Origin of the sequence: Ectothiorhodospira magna (assembly GCF_900110965.1) — a bacterium.
Lineage (GTDB): Bacteria > Pseudomonadota > Gammaproteobacteria > Ectothiorhodospirales > Ectothiorhodospiraceae > Ectothiorhodospira > Ectothiorhodospira magna.
In genome coordinates this window covers 98,239-117,115 of the sequence record NZ_FOFO01000005.1, presented here as the reverse complement: position 1 = coordinate 117,115, position 18,877 = coordinate 98,239, and the positions used below count along the sequence as shown (strand labels likewise).

Sequence of the window (18,877 nt, the reverse complement as noted above, 5' to 3'; positions counted from 1 at the left end):
CTCGGAAGTGAAACGGTTCAGCGCCGATGATAGTGTGGGGCCTCCCCATGTGAAAGTAGGTCACTGCCAGGCACTTATTCCAAACCCCGATTGGTCAACCAGTCGGGGTTTTTTTCGTGGGCAAAGCGGCAAAAACCAGCCCCTGACCTGAAATCTGTTTCTTTCCGGTCCATTGGCATATCCGCGTCACTTCGCGGGCTGTATAATTCTTGCCCCCTTTGCCCAACAATCCCCGGCGGCAGGCCGTTTTTTCATGACCGACAAGCTTCGTAACATCGCCATCATTGCCCACGTGGACCATGGCAAGACCACTCTTGTGGACAAACTGCTGCAATATTCGGGGACGCTGGACGCCCGCGCCCAGACTGGTGAGCGTGTGATGGACTCCAATGCCCTGGAAAAGGAACGGGGCATCACCATCCTGGCCAAAAACACGGCTCTGGAATGGAACGGCTACCGGATCAACGTAGTCGATACCCCCGGCCATGCCGATTTCGGTGGCGAAGTGGAACGGGTGTTGTCTATGGTGGATTCAGTGTTGCTGTTGGTGGATGCGGTGGATGGCCCCATGCCTCAGACCCGCTTTGTGACCGCCAAGGCATTTGCCATGGGTTTTCGTCCCATCGTCGTGGTGAACAAAATCGATCGTCCTGGTGCCCGTCCTGACTGGGTAGTCGATCAGATCTTTGACCTGTTTGATCGCCTGGGCGCCAGTGAGGAACAACTGGATTTTCCGGTGGTGTACTGCTCTGCCCTCAAGGGATTTGCCGGCCTGGAGCCTGGGGTGGCTGAAGGTAACATGGACCCCTTGTTCCAGACCGTAGTGGATAAGGTGCCACCGCCCACAGTGGACCCGGAAGGTCCGTTCCAGATGCAGGTGTCCTCCCTGGACTACAACACCTATCAGGGATTGATCGGAATTGGTCGCATCAGCCGGGGCAAGGTCAGAACCAATACCCCGGTCAAGGTTATGGATCGGGAAGGCAACGTGCGTAATGGGCGCGTGCTGCAGATTCTGGGTTTTCGGGGGCTGGACCGAATGGAAGTCCCCGAAGCCCGTGCCGGTGACATCATCGCCTTTACGGGGATGGACGAACTGTATATTTCTGACACCATCTGTGACCCGGTGGCAGTGGAACCCCTCAAGGCCCTGACAGTGGATGAACCCACGGTCAGCATGACCTTCCAGGTCAACACCTCACCCTTTGCCGGGCGTGACGGCAAGTACGTGACTTCCCGCAACCTGCGTGAGCGTCTGTTGGAGGAACTCAAGCATAATGTGGCTCTGCGGGTAGAAGAAACGGACGACCCGGATAAATTTCGGGTGTCTGGTCGGGGAGAACTGCACCTGTCCATCCTGATCGAGAACATGCGTCGTGAGGGATATGAACTGGGGGTATCCCGTCCGGAGGTCATCGTGCGCACCCGTGATGGCGTTAAGGAAGAGCCCTACGAGATGGTGACAGTGGACGTGGAGGAACAGCACCAGGGCGCCATCATGGAGAAGCTGGGCAGTCGGCGCGGCGAGTTGCTGGACATGATTCCCGATGGCAAGGGGCGGGTACGTCTGGACTACCGGGTGCCTTCTCGTGGCCTGATCGGTTTTCAGACGGAATTTCTCACTGCCACTTCAGGCACGGGTATTTTGCACCATGTATTTGACAGCTATGGGGAATTTCGAGCCGGTGCAGTGGCTCCCCGTAACAACGGGGTGCTGATTGCCAACGGCAGTGGCAAGGCCCTGGGCTTTGCCCTGTTCAATCTGCAGGAGCGGGGACGCATGTTCATCGGTCCCGGTGAAGAAGTTTATGAGGGCATGGTCATCGGTATCCACACCCGGGATAACGATCTGGTGGTGAACCCCCTCAAGGCCAAACAGCTGACCAACATTCGCGCCGCCGGCTCTGATGAGAACATTATTCTGACCCCTCCCCTGCGCCTGTCTCTGGAACAGGCGCTGGAATTCATCGAAGACGATGAATTGGTGGAAGTCACCCCGAAGGCTATCCGGGTGCGCAAGAAATTATTGCTGGAACATGAGCGCAAGCGGGCCTCCCGCGCCAGCGGTGGCTAAAAAATAAGGCATCAAACATCACTGGCTCGCCAACGGTCCATGGCACGATAGCTGAGGGCTTCCATCAGATGAGGCGTCTCGATTCGAGGCGCCTCATCCATGTCTGCCAGGGTGCGGGCCACCCGTAAAATACGATGATAGGCTCTTGCCGAGAACCTGAACCGGTCCATGGCCGTTTCCAGGAGCTGTCGCTGATCCAATGCCAGGGTGCAGATGGCATCCACCTCCCGGCCTGACAATGCTGCATTCAATGTGCCCTGTCGAGCCAGTTGCTGATTGCGGCATGCCACTACCCGAGCCCTGACGATGGCTGTGGATTCCGGGGGAGGCCCAGGGTCCATCAGAACATTTCTGGGCAGGCGTGGCACTTCAATGGACAGGTCGATCCGGTCCAGCAGCGGTGCCGAGATACGCCCCCGATGCCGCCGCCGCTGCTCCGGGGTGCAGCGACAGTTGGCCCCCAGGTCACAGTCATAGCCCTGGGGGCAGGGATTCATGGCGGCTATCAATTGAAATCGGGCCGGGAATTCTGCCTGACGGGCAGCCCGTGAAATGGTAATTCGCCCGGTTTCCAATGGCTCCCGCAGTACATCCAGAGCCTTGCGATCAAACTCCGCCATTTCATCGAGAAATAGGATGCCGTTATGGGCCAGGGAAATCTCTCCCGGCTTGGGACGGGAGCCACCCCCCACCAGCGCAATTCCCGAGCAGGTGTGGTGGGGCGTGCGAAAGGGCCGGGTTCGCCACCGGGTCGGGTCGATGCCGTGATGACTGATGGCATGCAATGCGGCGGTTTCCAGGGCCTCCTGTTCTGCCAGCGGTGGCAGCAGTCCTGGCAGTCGGCTGGCCAGCATGGTTTTACCAGTGCCCGGCGGACCGATCATCAATAAATGATGCCCGCCAGCAGCGGCTGCCTCCAGAGCGCGGCGGGCCTGAGGCTGGCCACGTACATCAGCCAGGTCGGGTATTGATTGATCGGCTTCTGTGGCAAGGCTTGGCCGTGGATGGGGGTCCAGGCATCGTTCTCCTCGAAGATGGGCGCAGACTTCCAGCAGATGGGCCGCCGGAATCACGATGACCTGTTCCACCAGTGCCGCTTCGTCCGCATCTCCCTTGGGCAGCATCAAGGTACGCTGAGCCTGACCCGCTGCCATTGCTGCCGGCAGTACGCCACGCACTGGCCGCAACTCACCGGTTAAACCCAGTTCGCCAAGAAATTCCAGATTGTCGCAACGGTTGAGAGGAATCTGTCCAGAGGCCGCCAGAATGCCCAGGGCAATACCCAGATCGAAGCGCCCACCTTCTTTGGGCAGGTCTGCGGGAGCCAGATTGACTGTGATGCGGCGAGCAGGAAATTCAAAACCGCTGGTTTGAATGGCGGCCCGGACCCGGTCGCGGCTCTCTTTTACAGCCACTTCTGGCAGGCCCACCATGGCAAAGCTGGGCAGGCCGTTGGCCAGATGAACCTCAATATGAACGGGTGGCGCCTGGATACCCAGCTGGGCACGACTGCGGATAACGGCAAGTTGCATGGTTCCTTCCACGGGGCTCGTCCCTGATGTCCAAACTATAACCCAAAGCCGATACCCGAGCGAACTCCCTACGGGGCTTCGAGTATCCGCACCAGGATCACCCCGTTGCGGGCGTGCAGCACTTCATGGGGGAGGTGCGCCAGCCTGTCCAGAGCGTCCTCCCGGGTCACCGCCACTTCCCCCGGCTCCGGCATGCGCCGCTCCACGCCCCGGTTGGCATAGATGCTGAAGCTGGGGGTGTTCAGGCGCCACATCACCACCGTTTCTGGCAGATCCCTGGCCGCCAGGCCGGCATCGCGGATGGGGGACTGCTGGACACCGGCCACCGCCGGCAGCAGCAGCCCCGCCACGCCCACGTTCAAGGTCAGGCCGATCAGAAACAGGCGATATGTGCGCTGGATGCGTCGATCCAGCATGAAGAACAGGCAGGCCACCAGGGCAATGACGAAGAAGCCATGCCAGAGGGGGCCGAAATGCACATGATGGTCCGTCAGCAGGGCGAGAATGAAGGGGTCGTCCAGATGGGGCTTGATCCGGTCCACCAGATGGGGCAGGGCCAGCAACCCGGCAAACAGCAGGGCCGGGGGCAGGAACAGCCAGAACCGGCCGCGGACCCGGTCCAGGTGCAGGGCCATCAGGATGAACAGGGGGGTGATGCCGTAGAAGATGTAATGGGGCAGCTTGGTGCCGGCCGCCGAGAACAGCACCAGCACGAACAGGAACCAGGTCAGCAGATACCCGTGCAGGTCCTCTCGGAAGCTCTCCCTCACTTCCCACAGGGTCCGGATCAGCACCGTGGTATAGGGCAGCAGGGCCACCAGCAGCACCGGCAAATAAAAGTAGAAGGGACCGGCATGGCCGTGCATGGGGGCCTGGAAACGGCCCAGGTTGTGCTCCAGGAAAAAGCCCATCAGGAACCCCGGCCCTTCCCGCCAGGTGATGGCCAGATACCAGGGCAGCACGATGAGCAGGAACAGCATGATCCCCAGGGGATTGAAGGCCGCCCGCAGCCAGGACCGCCACTGGCCCTTGAGACCATAGAAGATCAGGCTGACCGCCAGCGGGATCACCACCGCCACCGGTCCCTTGGTCAGAAAGCCCAGGCCCATGCACAGGAATGCCAGATAGACCCAGCGAACCCCGCCTTCCTTGAAATGCAGGTAGATGGCGAACATGGCGCCGACGATGAACAGATGCAGGGCGGCATCGGCGATGGCCGCCTTGCCGATGATGATCACCCCCAGGGACGTGGCGCCGATGATGGCGGCCGCCAGGGCGGTATGACGGTCACAGACCCGCCGCGCGAAGGCGAATGTCAGCAGCATCCAGCCGGTGGCGGCGAGGGCCGAGGGCAGTCGCAGGGCCAGTTCGTTGAGCCCGAAGGCGCTCACGCTCAGGGCCTGTAGCCAGTAAATCAGGATGGGCTTATCATACCGCGGCTCGCCATAGAGGTAAGTGGCGATGAAGTCACCCCGGGCCAGCATGTCCCGGGTCGCTTCACTGAACGCCCCTTCATCCAGGTCGAATAGCGGCACGCCGTGCAGGTTGTAGAAGAAGGCCGTGAACAGGGCCGCCGTCAGGAAGGCCCAGAGAATGCGGGGTGACAGTTCCTGCAGGTCCGTCGGGTAATAGGTGTGGATGCGTGGCACGATGTCGGCTTGCGGGGCTTGGATGGAGTGTGCGCAGTGTAACCCGGTCGTGGTGTCGGCGGCAGGGTTTTGCCTTGTCGACGGGTGGCGGTGTGTTGGGATATTTCCGAATGTTGAGGCTTCGCGCCAGAACCCTCGTCTCCATCGCCATCTTCCTGGCCTTTGTCGGGCTGGTGGAAGTCTTCCATGGTTGGGGGGGCATCCTGGCGCCCTGGCGGGATCTGTCACCGCTGGCCTTGCTGGTGGCCACCCTGCTCACCCTGCTCACCTATGTCCTGCGTGCCTGGCGGGTCTATGACTTTTACCGGTCGGTGATGGGGGGCCGTTTCCCGGTCTGCCTGCGCCTGACGCTGATTCACAATCTGCTCAACAATCTGCTGCCCATGCGCGCCGGCGAGTTGAGCTTTCCGGTGCTGATGGCGCGCTACTTCCAGGTACCGGCGGTGCATTCCGTGCCGGTGCTGCTCTGGTTTCGCCTCATGGACCTGCATGTGCTCGCCGCCTTCGGCCTGGCGGCGGTCGGCACCTGGCTGGTGGGATGGCCGGCGGCCCTGGCGGCCACGGTCCTGTGGTTGTCCGGCCTGCCGCTGGTGCGCCGCGCCTCGCCCCTGCTGCGGCACTGGCTGGCGCCCCGTGTCCGGGGGCGATGGGGGGAGTGGGTTCTGCGGGCCCTGGAGGCATTGCCGTCCTCTCCCCGGGACTTCTGGCGTGCCTGGGCCTGGACGGCGCTGAACTGGAGCGTCAAACTGGCCGTTTTTGTCTGGGTGCTGGCCCTGTTCCTGGAGGCTCCCGCCGCCGCCCTGTGGCTGGCGGTCATCGCTGGTGACCTGACCAGTGTCCTGCCGGTCCACGGGGTCGGTGGCGCCGGTACCTATGAAGCCGGTGTGATGGCGGCCCTGCTGCCCTTTGGCGTATCGGTGGAACAGGCCCTGGTGGGCGCCGTCAACCTGCACCTTTTCCTGCTTGGATCCACGCTTGCCGGTGGGCTGTTGTTGCCCTGGCTGCCGGCGGCCAACAAAGAGAAATAGACATGTCCGTCAACCCCGAAGGCGATGCCGCGACGGCGCAGGCCGTCACCGATGATCAGGGCTACGCCGTCTACCGCACCGAGGCGGCCCTGAGCCTGTCCCTGGTCATTCCCATGTACAACGAAGAGGATAACGTGGCCCCCCTGGTGGCCCGTATCCATGAGGCCCTGGGTGACCTGTCCATGCCCTGGGAGGTGGTGCTGGTGGATGACGGCAGTGCCGACGCCACGCCGGACCACATGCTGGCGGCCCGGGAACAGTATGGACGCCATGTGCGGGTACTCATGTTGCAGCGCAATTTCGGCCAGACCGCGGCCATGCAGGCGGGGATCGATCATGCCCGCGGCAGCGTCATCGCCACCCTGGATGGCGACCTGCAGAACGATCCGGCGGATATCCCCGTCATGGTGCGCCGACTGCTGGACGAGGATCTGGACATGGTGGCGGGCTGGCGCAAGGACCGCCATGACGATCTGTGGAAACGCAAGGTACCGTCCCGCATCGCCAACAAGCTGATCCGCTGGACCACCAAGGTGAACCTGCACGACTACGGTTGCAGCCTCAAGGTGTTCCGGGCCCAGGTGCTCAAGGGGGTCCGTCTCTACGGCGAGATGCATCGCTTCATCCCCGCCTGGTTCGCCACCCAGACCTCGCCGCGGCGCATCCGCGAGCACGTGGTGACCCACCACCCCCGTGCCCACGGCGACTCCAAGTACGGGATCTCCCGCACTTTCCGGGTGATCCTGGACCTGTTGTCGGTGTACTTCTTCATGCGCTACAAGGCGCGCCCGGGACACTTCTTCGGTTCCATCGGCCTGTTCTTTGGCGCCCTGGGCTCGGCCATTCTGGGCTATCTGCTGCTGATCAAGGTGCTGTTGCAAGCGGATATCGGCACCCGGCCGCTGTTGTTCGTGGGGGTGATGTGCGTGCTGGTCTCGGTGCAGCTGCTCACCACCGGCGTGCTGAGCGAACTGATGGCGCGGACCTATTTCGAGTCGGGGCGGATCCGCTCCTATGTGGTGCGTGAACGCAACCGCGAGGATGCCGCCGGCGATGACTGGTGCCGGTCCGGCTGAGGGTGTCCTGATGATGATCAAGGACGCAGGCGTGGCGTTTGTGTCACACTCACTTTAGATTATTAGTGTCTGCTAATGGTCTCCGGTTTGCCATTCACGTCCCGGAGTGACACGTGTCGATACGCTCAGGTCTTCTCATTCTTTCGCTGGTACTGCTCCCCTTGCCGATACTGGCCAGCGAGACCCCCGCCCTGCCCGCGGAGACATCCTTGTCCTCCACGGCGGATCATCGCAAGTTCGAGCAACTGGCTGGGCCGTTCCAGAGTGGCCCGGAAGTCACCCGGGCCTGTCTGGAATGCCACACGGAAGCCGCGCTGCAGGTTCACCGTAGCATCCACTGGACCTGGCGCTTCGAGCAGCCGGAAACCGGCCAGACCCTGGGCAAGCGGTTTGCCCTGAACAATCTGTGCCAGGGCATTGCCGGCAGTTATGAGCGCTGCAGCAGTTGCCACGTGGGCTACGGTTGGGAGGACGAGCATTTCGATTTCACCGCCGAGGATCGGGTGGACTGCCTGGTCTGTCACGACACCACGGGCACCTACGTGAAATTCCCCACCGGGGCCGGTCATCCTCCCTACGAGGATACCCCGTTCCGGGGTCGACTGTTCAAGGCCCCGGATCTGGCCCATGTGGCCCGCCATGTGGGTCGATCCAGCCGGGAAACCTGTGGCACCTGCCACTTTGAAGGGGGCGGGGGCGACGCGGTCAAGCACGGCGATCTGGACAGCTCCCTGCTGGCGCCACCCCGCCATGTGGATGTGCACATGGACCCCGACGGCCTGAATTTTTCCTGTGCCACCTGCCATGAATTTACCGGCCATATCCAGCAGGGCAGCCGCTACCAGCTCAAGGCTGCCCCCGAGGCGGGTGTTGCGGTGCCGGGGCGGGAGAGCGACCGACCGGCCTGTCAATCCTGCCACGGCGCCGCGCCCCATGACACCGGCATTCACAACAAGCTCAACCAGCATGCCGAATTCATTGCCTGTCAGACCTGCCATGTCCCGGCCATTGCCCGGGGCGGGCTGCCCACCAAGACCCTCTGGGATTGGTCCGTGGCCGGGCGCCGGGACGAACAGGGGCGCCCCGTGGTGGAAATGGAAGACGGTCTGGTGGTCTATGACGGCATGAAGGGCGCCTTCCAGTGGGAGGAAAACCTGGTGCCGGAGTACCGCTGGTTCGATGGCAACATGCACTACACCCTGTTGGGGGATCCCATTGATCCTTCCGCGCCGGTGCCCGTGAACCGGCCCCTGGGGGAACCGGGGCAGCCCGGCGCCCGGATCTGGCCCTTCAAGATCATGGCGGGGCGTCAACCCTACGATACCCACTACAACACCCTGTTGGTGGCGCACCTGTTCGGACGGGACGAAAACGCCTTCTGGCGGGGTTACGACTGGGATGCGGCGTTGGCATCGGGCATGGCCACCGCCCGCCGCACGGGCCAGACCGAGGCCGGGTTCAGCGGCGAGTACGGCTTTGTGGACACCCGCATGTACTGGCCGGTCAATCACATGGTGGCGCCCAGGGAGGATGCCCTGAGCTGTGAATCCTGCCACAGCGTGGACGGCCGGCTGGCGGATCTGCCGGGGGTCTATATCCCCGGCCGTGACCGGCATCCCTGGGAACCCTTCGGCTGGCTGGCGGTATGGCTGACCCTGCTGGCGGTGATGGCCCACGGCCTGGGACGCTATCTGATCCACCGTCGCCGGATGAGAGGCGCTGCATGAGCAAGATACCCATTTTCACCCTGTTCGAGCGTTTCTGGCACTGGACGCAGACGATCCTGATCTTCGGCCTGTTGTTCACCGGGCTGGCACTGCACGGCAGTCATGGCCTGATGGCCTATGACACGGCCCTCAAGGTCCATATCGTCATGGCCCTGAGCCTGATCGGTCTGTGGGCCTTTGCCATCTTCTGGCATGGGGTGACGGGGGAGTGGCGCCAGTATGTGCCCACCCACCGGGGCTTGCCGGCGGTGATGCTGTACTACGCCTACGGGATCTTCTCCGGCGAAGCCAAGCCCTTCGTGACATCACCGTCCAGCAAGCATAATCCGCTGCAGCGACTGGCCTATTTCGGTTTCAAGGCGGCGATTGCACCGGCGTTGTGGGTATCCGGTCTGCTGCTGCTGACCTATGCCGCCTGGAAGGGGACGTTCATGGGCGATCTGTTGCCCTTGGCCTGGGTGGCCTACGCCCACGTGGCGGCCACCTTCGCCCTGATGCTGTTCCTGATCGGCCACATCTACATGGCCTCCACCACCGGTCATCCCTGGTATGCCTATCTCAAGTCCATGGTGACCGGGTATCAGGAGAGCCAAAAATGAGCAGTGGTTACGATCCGGCCCGTTTTGAACGGATTCGCTGGACCATCTACAGCGTCCTCATCGCCGCCTACATGCTGGTGTTCTTCCATCGCTTTGCACCGGCAATGGTCTCCAGCGAACTCAGTGCCGCCTTCGGCGTGACGGCAGCGGCACTGGGTTCGCTGTCGGCCATGTATTTCTACATCTATACCGCCATGCAAATCCCCGCCGGGGTGCTGGCGGATACCTTGGGATCCCGCTATGCCGTCACCCTGGGCAACCTGGTGGCCGGCAGCGGTTCCATCGTCTTCGGGCTGGCGGATACCCTGGCCACCGCCAGCGTGGGCCGTTTCCTGGTGGGCCTGGGGGTCTCGGTGGTCTTCGTCGGTCTCATGAAAAGCAACACCGTCTGGTTCAGCGACCGCAAGTACGGCAGCATCAGCGGACTCACCCTGCTGCTGGGCAATCTGGGCGCCATTGCCGCTACCGGACCCCTGGCCCTGATGCTGCTCTATGTAGAATGGCGCAGCCTGTTTGTAGCCCTGGGGATCGTCGCCATTGTTCTTGCCCTGCTTTCCTGGTGGCTGGTCAGGGACCGTCCTGAACAGCTGGGCTTTCCCTCGGTGCGGGAGATGGAAGGCTTGCCCCCTCATGCTCCCAGAAAACAGCACTGGATCAAAGACCTGCGGGCTGTACTGGCCAATCGCCGGCTATGGCCGGGGTTTGTCTATGACTTTGGTATCACCGGCAGCCTGTTCGGCATGTTGGGACTTTGGGCCATTCCCCTGTTGCGGGATGTGCATGGCCTGAGTCGGGGGGACGCCTCGATCTATACCACCGTGGCTACGGTGGCCTTTGCCATCGGTTGTCTGTTGGCGGGCAGCTTTTCCGACCGTCTGGGGCGGCGCCGTCCGGTGCTGCAGGCCGGTGCCCTGGTGTATCTGAGCGTCTGCTTGGGGCTGTTGTTTCTGCCTTGGGGGCCGGGCGCCTCCGGCCTGACCCTGTTTACCCTGATGGGCCTGAGCGCCGGCTGTTTTGTGGTGGCTTATGCCCACGCCAAGGAAGTGACGGACCCGGCGCTTTCAGGTATGGCCATCGCCCTGGTCAATACCGGTTTGTTCCTGGGGGCGGCCCTGTTCCAGCCCCTGTTCGGCTGGGCCATGGACCTGGGCTGGGCCGGCCTTACAGGCGACGGCGTCCCCATATACACGGCAGCCGACTATCAGCGCGGGTTGTGGCTACTCACCGGCTTTGCTGCCCTGGCTGCCATCGCATCCTGGCGGCTGGTAGAAACCGGCTGTCGGAATGTATCCCTCCCTGCAAGGTGAATCCATCCAGACAACAGTTTGACAAAGCAGGGGCGAGAAGCCCCTGACTGTGGCCATAGAGCTTTACAGGTACATGACCCTAATGGAAGTGGGTGCTAAGCTAGTGTTTGCCTATGTGGGCAACCACTGACTCCTGCCGTGGAAACCCGGAACCTCCATACAGACCATGACGCACAAAGCTCCGAGAAATCATTCCATGCAAGCTCGATATCATGCCCGCAATACTGCTCCAGCCATTCTGGCTCTGGCCATCCTGACCACGCTGACAGGCTGCGCTGCACTGCCCCCCACGACTCAGCCCCAGGCTCAGACCGGGGAAACTGATCGGTCAGGACTTGGTGCCATCAACGGGCGTGGCTCCCTGGAAGAACTCAGGGATGCGGAAATGGCCAGAGAACACGCAGAAATGCGCGCCCGGGAAGCCGAAGTGGCCATGGCCCGTGCTCGCGCCCTGGCAGGCCTGGCCAGGGAGCATGCCGAAGCCCGCAGCCGGGAAGCCGAAGCGGCATTGTCCCGTGCCATGGCTTTGGAGTCGCAACTGGTCAATTTCAATGGCGCCCCGGAACGCAGCCGGCCAAAGGCCCCCGGTCGAGGGATGGAAGAGATGGCCCAAAATGCCCAGGGTATGGACATGCAACAGACTTCCCGCGGCATGGTATTGACCCTGGGTGATGTACTGTTCGACTCTGGCCGTGCCGACCTCAAGCCCGGCGCTGCCCGAACCATCAACCGGTTAAGCGAATTTATGGCAGCCCACCCCAGACATACGGTGCTGGTGGAAGGACATACAGATAATACTGGTGATCCCGTCTTTAATCGGCGTCTTTCTCTGCAACGGGCCGAGGCCGTCCGGGATGCCCTGATGCTCAGAGGCATTTCCCCTCATCGGGTCGCGGTCCGGGGACTGGCATCTGATTACCCCGTAGCCAGCAACGCCACATCCCTGGGGCGCCAGAAAAATCGACGGGTCGAGATTATCATCTCCGATGATACGGGCCGTATCCCCGAGCGGTTCTAGGATCCACTTGCCCCGTTATCACATCCTGCCACAGACTCAAGTAATCCAACTCCACCACGGCAACCCGGAACCAGGTCACTCTCATGCTTAGATCCATTGCAGTCTTGGCCAGCCTGTTTTTCCTGCTGACAGGTCAGGTGTTGGCCATGAATCTCACCGCCTCGGACATAGAGCGCTTCATGGCCACCTATCAACAGATTTTGCCTCACATCGATGAAGAGGATTTTGAAGACGACGACGAGGATGATGAACTGAAATTCCTCGATATTCAGGCCATGCAGGGCGAGTTCATGGCGGTACTTGCGGGTAATCAGGAGGCCGAACGTATTATCCGGAGCAATGGCTATCCCACCGTGGCAACCTTTGCGACACAATCGGCCCATATTCTGCGGGCTTACATTGCCCATACCAGCATGGTCGCCCTGGATGAATTCCAGGCTGCCTTGCAGGATATGCCGGCAGAAGAGCGTGAAGCCCTGATGGCCATGCCTTTTTTTCAGTCCCTGCAGAACACCCGGGCGCAAATGGCTGAAGTACCAAGCGCAGAGATTCGCGCCGTACTGCCCTACATGGAGCAACTGGATATGCTGTTTGCCATGGGGGATGCCGATGGAGATGACTTTGATTGAACGAACTGCGGGCGCCTTTGGCGCCCGCTTCCGTCAAGATGATGAATAAATTACCCGATCAGGATCATTTACGTCCGGCAGTGAACTCCGGATAGGCTTCCAGACCGCATTCGGCAATATCCACGCCCCTCATTTCGTCTTCCTCGCTCACCCGGATACCCATGGTGTACTTGAGGATCAGCCAGAACAGGATGCTCAGGGTAAAGACGAAGGTGAAGATGGACAGGATACCCACCAACTGAGCCACGAAGCTGGCATCCGGGTTGGACAGCAGCACCGCGAACACACCCCAGATACCCGCTGTGCCGTGGGCGGAGATGGCGCCAGCCGGATCGTCGATGCGGATCTTGTCCAGCAGGACGATGGAGAACACCACCAGCACGCCACCGATGAAGCCGATGGTGGTGGCCAGCAACGGATGGGGCATCAGGGGTTCCGCCGTGATGGCCACCAGGCCAGCCAGGGCGCCGTTGAGACCCATGGTGAGGTCGGTCTTGCCAAACAGCAGGCGGGAGGTGATCAGGGCCGCCACCACGCCGCCGGCGGCGGACAGGTTGGTGTTGGTGAAGACACGGGCCACGGCATTGGCGGATTCCACATCGGAGATCTTCAACTCGGAGCCGCCGTTAAAGCCGAACCAGCCCAGCCAGAGGATAAAGATACCCAGGGTGGCCAGGGGCATGTTGGCACCTGGCAAGGCATTGATCTGCCCCTTGGGACCGTACTTGCCCTTACGAGCGCCGAGAAGCAGCACACCGGCCAGGGCCGCCACCGCACCGGTCATGTGTACGATGCCGGAACCGGCGTAATCCAGATAACCCAGTTCGTCCAGGAAGCCGCCGCCCCAGCTCCAGAAACCCTGGAAGGGATAGATGAAGCCGGTGAGCACCACAGCAAAGATGAGGAACGCCCAGAGCTTCATGCGCTCGGCCACGGCACCGGAGACGATGGACATGGCGGTGGCGACAAAGACCACCTGGAAGAAGAAGTCCGACAGATTGGAGTAGTAGATTTCCCCGCCGCTTAGCAGCACCTCTTCGACGGAGTTATCCACGCTGCTCAGGATCGGCATGAAGCTGGGGATGAGGGAATTGAAGCCGTCCCCGTACATGATGTTGTAGCCGATCAGCATGTACATGATACAGGCGATGGAATACAGCGCGATGTTCTTGGTGAGAATCTCCACGGTACTCTTGGAGCGGACCAGGCCCGCCTCCAGCATCGTGAACCCTGCGGCCATCCACATGACCAGTGCGCCGGATACGAGGAAATAGAACGTATCCAGGGCGTATGCAATTTCTATGACTTGACTTTCCACGGTATGTCCCCCGCCGACGTGGGTCGGCTTATGGTTTTACAGTGCGTCGGAACCGCTTTCTCCGGTACGGATGCGGATGGCCTGCTCCAGCGGGAAGACGAAGATCTTGCCGTCCCCGATCTTGCCCGTGTTGGCCGATTTGCTGATGGCCTCGATGACCTGGTCCACCAGGGCATTGTCCACGGCCACTTCCAGCTTGACCTTGGGCAGGAAGTCCACCACGTACTCGGCCCCCCGATACAGCTCCGTATGCCCTTTCTGACGCCCGAAGCCCTTGACCTCCGTGACGGTGATGCCCTGCACCCCGATCTCGGAAAGCGCCTCGCGCACGTCGTCCAGCTTGAACGGCTTGATGATGGCAGTGACTAGTTTCATCTGGGTGCTCCTGGGAAACGGCCCGCGTCCGGTCAGGCCGAATCCTGATGTGATTGAGAGGTTTCTGGTACTCAGAAGCTCATGACGAAGGAGACATTAAAGCGCGGGTCGTCGTCCTCGTCGGTATCGTTCTGGGTATAGGCGAAGGTGAAGTCACCCATGGCGGTGGCCTTGGTCAGGTAGAGGGACCACCAGGTATAGTCTTCCCAGTCCCGGTGATCCCAGTTGACATGACCGATGGTAGCGCCCAGGGCAATGTCGGGCGTGGCCCCAAAGCTGTAACCGATTTCATAGGCAAGCGAACTTTCCAGGTCGCTGTCGTCAGCATTGGTCACATAATTGATCATGCCGTATAGCCCCATGAAATCCAGGGCGCCATAGAGTTCACCGAAGTTGGCATCATCGGCACTCTCGGCCCCCGGATAGGCGTAGTAGATGTAGCCCACATCAAACCCCACCCCGGAACCCCCCATTTCACCGGCGACGCCAAAATACAGGTCGACTTCGTACCCTCCCCGGTCTGCGGAACCATCCAGGCTGGAGGTCCAGGTGCCGAGATAAAATCCCCCCTCATGCTCAAAATCAATGCCGCCCTGAATGGCGGCCCTGTCATCACTCTCGCTCACGCCCCGAAACAGATAGTTGCTGGTGAGGCCGATATTGGCGCTGATCTCGGCAGAAGCCGTGGACGTCACCAGCCCACCGGCCAGCAGGGCGGCGGTCACGGCGCTGGTGATGGCGGCTTTCTTGAACGTGCTGTGCATGTGTCGATCTCCTGAGTGATGAGGTGTGCTGCAGTTGAAACATTGTTCCAACGGAGCATAAGCAGGGAACATGCCAGCTTTTTTTATCAATTATTTCAATATTTTGAATATTTAAAGCAAAAGATCCCCTCTGCTCAACGCGCCGTTTTGGACAGATCAGGCCCATGGATGCACCATCATGGAGCGCAGGCACCCACTCGCTCATCCCCGATCAGGCGACTAAAATGGGGTCAACACACGAAAGACCAAGGGGTAACGGTGATGATCGACAACAAGACTCTGGATGAGATGGCACGCAAGCTGAGCAGCATGATGCCCGAGTCGGTGCAGCATGTTCAGGCGGACATCGAGAAGAACCTCAAGGCGGGCCTGTCCGGTGCCCTGCAGCGGATGGATTTGGTGACCCGGGAGGAATTTGAGGTGCAGGCCGCCCTGCTGGAGCGCACCCGCGAGCGCCTCTCCGCCATGGAGATCCGGGTCAAGGCCCTGGAGAAGGAATTTCTGGTCCCCCGTACCCGGGGGGACGATAACGTGGGTGAGATGTAGCGGCGGCGGGAAATGGAATGTGGCTGACTACTGGCCTCGACCGAGGCCCTCATTCCCGCGAAAGCGGGAATCCAGCCGGACTCGGGCAGATCAGCGTCCCAGATCGCCCCATAGGGCCTGGATCACCGCCAGGGCCGCCACACCGGCGGTCTCGGTGCGCAGGATACGTGGTCCCAGTCGGATCGGCGTCATGCCCTCATGGACGGCCTGGCCGATCTCGTTCTCCTCCAGTCCACCCTCGGGGCCGATCAGCAGGGTGACCGCTGCCGGTGGGTCACTGATGCCGGTAAGACCGTGGGTGGCCCTCGGGTCCAGCACCAGCCCCAGTGCCTCCGCCCCCGGGCCGCGCCGGTAGTGGGTCAGGGGCAGGGGTGGCAACAGTTCGGGAATATCGTTGCGCCCGCACTGTTCACAGGCGCTGATGATCACGCCCCGCCAATGGGCCATGCGCTTGTCCAGGCGTCGCTGGTCGTCGCCGCCCACGGTACGGCGGGTGATCACCGGCTGAATCCGGGACACCCCCAGTTCCGTGGCCTTCTGCAGGCTGTAATCCATACGATCCCCCTTGGCGATGCCCTGCACCAGGGTGACCGGCAGGATAGGCCGGGTATCCCGGGGGATACGGGCCTCGATACGCGCCGCCGAGGCCCGTCGTTCGGCCTGGATCAGCGTGGCCGTGTATTCAGCGCCGTCGCCGTTGAAGAGGACCAGTGGGGCACCGGTGCGCAGGCGCAGGACCTGTACCAGATGGCGGTGGGTCCGTTCGTCCAGGGCGACTTCTTGGCCGACGGCCAGGGGGTGATCCAGATGGCAGCGGGGGACTCTCATTCCGGTTGCGGGGTCAGGCCCAGGTTCTTCCAGATGGCCGAGACGGGGCCGGCCTGGTTCATGGTATAGAAATGCAGCCCCGGCGAGCCTTCGTGCAGGAGCTGATCGCACATGCGGCTGACCACCTCTTCACCGAAGGCCCGGATGGCGTCCAGGTCATCCCCGTAGGCTTCCAGGCGCTTGCGGATCCAGCGGGGGATCTCGGCGCCGCAGGCGTCGGAGAAGCGGGCCAGCTGTTTGTAGTTGGTGATGGGCATGATGCCCGGCACGATGGGGATGTGGATGCCCATGCGCTCGCAGTCGTCGACGAAGCGGAAATAGGCATCCGCCGAATAGAAATACTGGGTGATGGCCGAGTCGGCGCCGGCCTCCACCTTGCGCTTGAAGTTCTCCAGGTCCTTGAAGGCGCTGGGGGCCTGGGGATGGCACTCGGGGTAGGCGGCAACTTCCAGGGTGAAGTGATCGCCGGTCTCGCGACGAATGAATTCCACCAGTTCGTTGGCGTAGCGGAACTCGCCGGGCTCGCGCATGCCGGAGGGCAGATCCCCGCGCAGGGCGACGATATGGCGCAGCCCGTTGTCCATGTAGGTCTTGAGGATGGATCGCATCTGTTCCGCCGTGGAGTCGATGCAGGACAGGTGGGGGGCGGCGGCGATGCCTGAATGCTGGTGGATATCCAGCACCGTTTCCAGAGTGCGGGCCTGGGTGGAGCCGCCGGCGCCGTAGGTGACGGAGAAAAAACGCGGCTCCAGCCGGGCCAGCCGGGTCCAGGTTTCACGCAGTTTTGCCGCACCTTCCTCGCTTTTGGGCGGGAAGAACTCGAAGCTGAAGGTGCGTTCGTGTCGAAGTTGGGATTTCATGGGTCCTCCGCAAGGGATTGCGGGAAGCGTGATCCGATGGGCGCAAAAAACCCCTCTCCCGGGGGAGAGGGGCGGGTCAACCCCGATCAGTAGCGGTAATGTTCCGGCTTGAACGGTCCGTCCACCGACAGGCCCAGGTATTTGGCCTGCTGCTCGGTGAGCTGGGTCAGCTGGGCGCCGATCTTCTTCAGGTGCAAAGAGGCCACCTTCTCGTCCAGGTGCTTGGGCAGCACGTAGACATCGTTCTGGTACTTGTCGCCATGCTGCCACAGCTCGATCTGGGCCATCACCTGGTTGGTGAAGGAGTTGGACATGACGAAGCTGGGATGGCCGGTGCCGCAGCCCAGGTTCACCAGACGGCCTTCCGCCAGCAGGATGATGCGGTGGCCGTCGGGGAAGATCACGTGATCCACCTGGGGCTTGATGTTTTCCCACTGATACTGGCGCAGGCCGGCCACGTCGATCTCGGAATCGAAATGGCCGATATTGCAGACAATGGCCTGATCACGCATGCGTGACATGTGCTCGGCGGTGATCACGTTCACGTTGCCGGTGGCGGTGACGAAGATGTCGGCCTTGTCGCAGGCCTCGTCCATGGTCACCACCCGGTAACCTTCCATCGCCGCCTGCAGGGCGCAGATGGGGTCGATCTCGGTGATCCACACCTGGGCGGACAGGGCGCGCAGGGACTGGGCGGAACCCTTGCCCACGTCGCCATAGCCGCAGACCACGGCGGTCTTGCCGGCGATCATCACGTCGGTGGCCCGCTTGATGGCATCCACCAGGGACTCGCGGCAACCATAGAGGTTGTCGAACTTGGACTTGGTGACCGAGTCGTTGACGTTGATGGCGGGGAAGGGCAGGGCGCCTTCCTTGGCCATCTGGTAGAGACGATGCACGCCGGTGGTGGTTTCCTCGGTGACCCCCTTGATGTTCTTGAGGACGTTGGAATACCAGCCGGGCTGCTGCTTGACCCGCGCCTTGATCTGGGCAAACAGCACCTGCTCTTCTTCGTTGGTGGGGTTTTCCACCACGGACAGGTCCTGCTCGGCGCGGGCGCCCAGGTGGATCAGCAGGGTGGCGTCACCGCCATCGTCCAGAATCATGTTAGGGGTGCCGCCGTCGGACCATTCGAAGATCCGGTGACAGAAGTCCCAGTATTCTTCCAGGCTTTCACCCTTATAGGCGAACACAGGGGTGCCGGTGGCGGCGATGGCGGCGGCGGCGTGGTCCTGGGTGGAGAAGATATTGCAGGAGGCCCAGCGCACATCGGCACCCAAAGCCTGCAGGGTTTCGATCAGCACCGCTGTCTGGATGGTCATGTGCAGGCTGCCGGCAATGCGGGCGCCCTTGAGGGGTTGGGACCCGGCGAATTCCTCCCGGGTGGCCATCAGACCAGGCATTTCGGTCTCGGCGATGACGATTTCCTTGCGACCGAAGTCGGCCAGGGACATGTCCTTGACAAAGTAATCCGGGTTATTGGTGTCTACCACGGCATTCATGCAACACACTCCTCAAAAAAAGCGTTGGGGCGAGGGTGCGATGGG

17 protein-coding genes and 1 rRNA gene are annotated in these 18,877 nt (G+C 61.7%); 10 read left to right on the top strand and 8 right to left on the bottom strand.

The window, feature by feature from the left end; genetic code table 11:
- Window positions 1–72, top strand: a 5S ribosomal RNA gene (gene rrf, locus BMX62_RS13445); the annotation flags it as partial.
- Window positions 73–253: 181 nt separating this feature from the next.
- Window positions 254–2,074 (top strand): translational GTPase TypA, encoded by a 1,821-nt coding sequence (gene typA / locus BMX62_RS03450; protein ID WP_090204207.1) that lies wholly within the window; start codon window positions 254–256, stop codon window positions 2,072–2,074.
- Window positions 2,075–2,085: 11 nt separating this feature from the next.
- Here the strand turns inward: typA and BMX62_RS03445 are convergent, their stop codons facing one another.
- Together BMX62_RS03445 and BMX62_RS03440 are read right to left on the bottom strand one after the other, a co-directional pair.
- Window positions 2,086–3,606, bottom strand: a complete 1,521-nt coding sequence (locus tag BMX62_RS03445) for a YifB family Mg chelatase-like AAA ATPase (protein ID WP_090204203.1) — start codon at window positions 3,604–3,606, stop codon at window positions 2,086–2,088.
- A gap of 68 nt (window positions 3,607–3,674) precedes the next feature.
- Window positions 3,675–5,255 (bottom strand): ArnT family glycosyltransferase, encoded by a 1,581-nt coding sequence (locus BMX62_RS03440; protein WP_090204199.1) that lies wholly within the window; start codon window positions 5,253–5,255, stop codon window positions 3,675–3,677.
- A 110-nt stretch (window positions 5,256–5,365) separates the two neighbouring features.
- On the opposite strand from BMX62_RS03440, the gene BMX62_RS03435 reads away from it, so the two are divergent.
- From BMX62_RS03435 to BMX62_RS03405, 7 genes are all read left to right on the top strand, one after another.
- Window positions 5,366–6,283 carry a lysylphosphatidylglycerol synthase transmembrane domain-containing protein gene (locus tag BMX62_RS03435; RefSeq protein ID WP_090204195.1) on the top strand — a complete coding sequence of 306 codons (918 nt, stop codon included), beginning with the start codon at window positions 5,366–5,368 and terminating at the stop codon, window positions 6,281–6,283.
- 113 nt (window positions 6,284–6,396) lie between these two features.
- The gene (locus tag BMX62_RS03430; protein WP_238375837.1) at window positions 6,397–7,359 is read left to right on the top strand and encodes a glycosyltransferase family 2 protein; all 963 of its coding nucleotides are present in this window, start codon (window positions 6,397–6,399) and stop codon (window positions 7,357–7,359) included.
- Between the two features lie 113 nt (window positions 7,360–7,472).
- Window positions 7,473–9,086, top strand: coding sequence for a tetrathionate reductase family octaheme c-type cytochrome (locus tag BMX62_RS03425; RefSeq protein WP_238375835.1), 1,614 nt, complete (start codon window positions 7,473–7,475; stop codon window positions 9,084–9,086).
- Window positions 9,083–9,685 carry a cytochrome b/b6 domain-containing protein gene (locus BMX62_RS03420; protein WP_090204188.1) on the top strand — a complete coding sequence of 201 codons (603 nt, stop codon included), beginning with the start codon at window positions 9,083–9,085 and terminating at the stop codon, window positions 9,683–9,685. The genes BMX62_RS03425 and BMX62_RS03420 overlap by 4 nt, the downstream gene beginning before the upstream one ends.
- Window positions 9,682–10,992: an MFS transporter gene (locus BMX62_RS03415; protein WP_090204183.1), complete on the top strand. Its 1,311-nt coding sequence runs from the start codon at window positions 9,682–9,684 to the stop codon at window positions 10,990–10,992. The genes BMX62_RS03420 and BMX62_RS03415 overlap by 4 nt, the downstream gene beginning before the upstream one ends.
- Before the next feature lie 196 nt (window positions 10,993–11,188).
- Entirely contained in the window at window positions 11,189–12,010 is an 822-nt protein-coding gene (locus BMX62_RS03410) for an OmpA family protein (protein WP_202906192.1), read from the top strand.
- Window positions 12,011–12,093: 83 nt separating this feature from the next.
- Complete coding sequence (locus BMX62_RS03405) at window positions 12,094–12,639, top strand: hypothetical protein (RefSeq protein WP_143339651.1); 546 nt, start codon at window positions 12,094–12,096, stop codon at window positions 12,637–12,639.
- 64 nt (window positions 12,640–12,703) lie between these two features.
- Here the strand turns inward: BMX62_RS03405 and BMX62_RS03400 are convergent, their stop codons facing one another.
- The 3 genes from BMX62_RS03400 to BMX62_RS03390 all read right to left on the bottom strand — a co-directional run bounded on the left by BMX62_RS03400 (window position 12,704) and on the right by BMX62_RS03390 (window position 15,096).
- Window positions 12,704–13,957 carry an ammonium transporter gene (locus tag BMX62_RS03400; RefSeq protein WP_090204174.1) on the bottom strand — a complete coding sequence of 418 codons (1,254 nt, stop codon included), beginning with the start codon at window positions 13,955–13,957 and terminating at the stop codon, window positions 12,704–12,706.
- 36 nt (window positions 13,958–13,993) lie between these two features.
- Entirely contained in the window at window positions 13,994–14,332 is a 339-nt protein-coding gene (gene glnK, locus BMX62_RS03395) for a P-II family nitrogen regulator (protein WP_090204170.1), read from the bottom strand.
- Window positions 14,333–14,403: 71 nt separating this feature from the next.
- A complete protein-coding gene (locus BMX62_RS03390) occupies window positions 14,404–15,096 on the bottom strand; it encodes a TorF family putative porin (protein WP_090204165.1) in 693 nt (230 codons plus the stop codon).
- A gap of 261 nt (window positions 15,097–15,357) precedes the next feature.
- On the opposite strand from BMX62_RS03390, the gene BMX62_RS03385 reads away from it, so the two are divergent.
- Window positions 15,358–15,642 carry an accessory factor UbiK family protein gene (locus tag BMX62_RS03385; RefSeq protein ID WP_090204163.1) on the top strand — a complete coding sequence of 95 codons (285 nt, stop codon included), beginning with the start codon at window positions 15,358–15,360 and terminating at the stop codon, window positions 15,640–15,642.
- Between the two features lie 90 nt (window positions 15,643–15,732).
- Here the strand turns inward: BMX62_RS03385 and BMX62_RS03380 are convergent, their stop codons facing one another.
- The 3 genes from BMX62_RS03380 to ahcY form a co-directional block, all read right to left on the bottom strand.
- The gene (locus BMX62_RS03380) at window positions 15,733–16,470 is read right to left on the bottom strand and encodes a 16S rRNA (uracil(1498)-N(3))-methyltransferase (RefSeq protein WP_090204160.1); all 738 of its coding nucleotides are present in this window, start codon (window positions 16,468–16,470) and stop codon (window positions 15,733–15,735) included.
- Window positions 16,467–17,330, bottom strand: coding sequence for a methylenetetrahydrofolate reductase [NAD(P)H] (gene metF / locus BMX62_RS03375; protein WP_090204155.1), 864 nt, complete (start codon window positions 17,328–17,330; stop codon window positions 16,467–16,469). The genes BMX62_RS03380 and metF overlap by 4 nt, the downstream gene beginning before the upstream one ends.
- Window positions 17,331–17,416: 86 nt before the next feature.
- Window positions 17,417–18,832 (bottom strand): adenosylhomocysteinase, encoded by a 1,416-nt coding sequence (gene ahcY, locus BMX62_RS03370; protein ID WP_090204152.1) that lies wholly within the window; start codon window positions 18,830–18,832, stop codon window positions 17,417–17,419.
- Window positions 18,833–18,877: the final 45 nt, after the last annotated feature.

What these genes read in the sequence shown, in the direction of transcription:
- BMX62_RS03445 (WP_090204203.1), bottom strand. Translation starts at nt 3,606, where the DNA reads ATGCAACTTGCCGTTATCCGCAGTCGTGCCCAGCTGGGTATCCAGGCG.
- BMX62_RS03410 (WP_202906192.1), top strand. Translation starts at nt 11,189, where the DNA reads ATGCAAGCTCGATATCATGCCCGCAATACTGCTCCAGCCATTCTGGCT.
- BMX62_RS03430 (WP_238375837.1), top strand. Translation starts at nt 6,397, where the DNA reads ATGTACAACGAAGAGGATAACGTGGCCCCCCTGGTGGCCCGTATCCAT.
- BMX62_RS03415 (WP_090204183.1), top strand. Translation starts at nt 9,682, where the DNA reads ATGAGCAGTGGTTACGATCCGGCCCGTTTTGAACGGATTCGCTGGACC.
- BMX62_RS03420 (WP_090204188.1), top strand. Translation starts at nt 9,083, where the DNA reads ATGAGCAAGATACCCATTTTCACCCTGTTCGAGCGTTTCTGGCACTGG.
- glnK (WP_090204170.1), bottom strand. Translation starts at nt 14,332, where the DNA reads ATGAAACTAGTCACTGCCATCATCAAGCCGTTCAAGCTGGACGACGTG.
- typA (WP_090204207.1), top strand. Translation starts at nt 254, where the DNA reads ATGACCGACAAGCTTCGTAACATCGCCATCATTGCCCACGTGGACCAT.
- metF (WP_090204155.1), bottom strand. Translation starts at nt 17,330, where the DNA reads ATGAAATCCCAACTTCGACACGAACGCACCTTCAGCTTCGAGTTCTTC.
- ahcY (WP_090204152.1), bottom strand. Translation starts at nt 18,832, where the DNA reads ATGAATGCCGTGGTAGACACCAATAACCCGGATTACTTTGTCAAGGAC.
- BMX62_RS03390 (WP_090204165.1), bottom strand. Translation starts at nt 15,096, where the DNA reads ATGCACAGCACGTTCAAGAAAGCCGCCATCACCAGCGCCGTGACCGCC.
- BMX62_RS03380 (WP_090204160.1), bottom strand. Translation starts at nt 16,470, where the DNA reads ATGAGAGTCCCCCGCTGCCATCTGGATCACCCCCTGGCCGTCGGCCAA.
- BMX62_RS03405 (WP_143339651.1), top strand. Translation starts at nt 12,094, where the DNA reads ATGCTTAGATCCATTGCAGTCTTGGCCAGCCTGTTTTTCCTGCTGACA.
- BMX62_RS03385 (WP_090204163.1), top strand. Translation starts at nt 15,358, where the DNA reads ATGATCGACAACAAGACTCTGGATGAGATGGCACGCAAGCTGAGCAGC.
- BMX62_RS03435 (WP_090204195.1), top strand. Translation starts at nt 5,366, where the DNA reads ATGTTGAGGCTTCGCGCCAGAACCCTCGTCTCCATCGCCATCTTCCTG.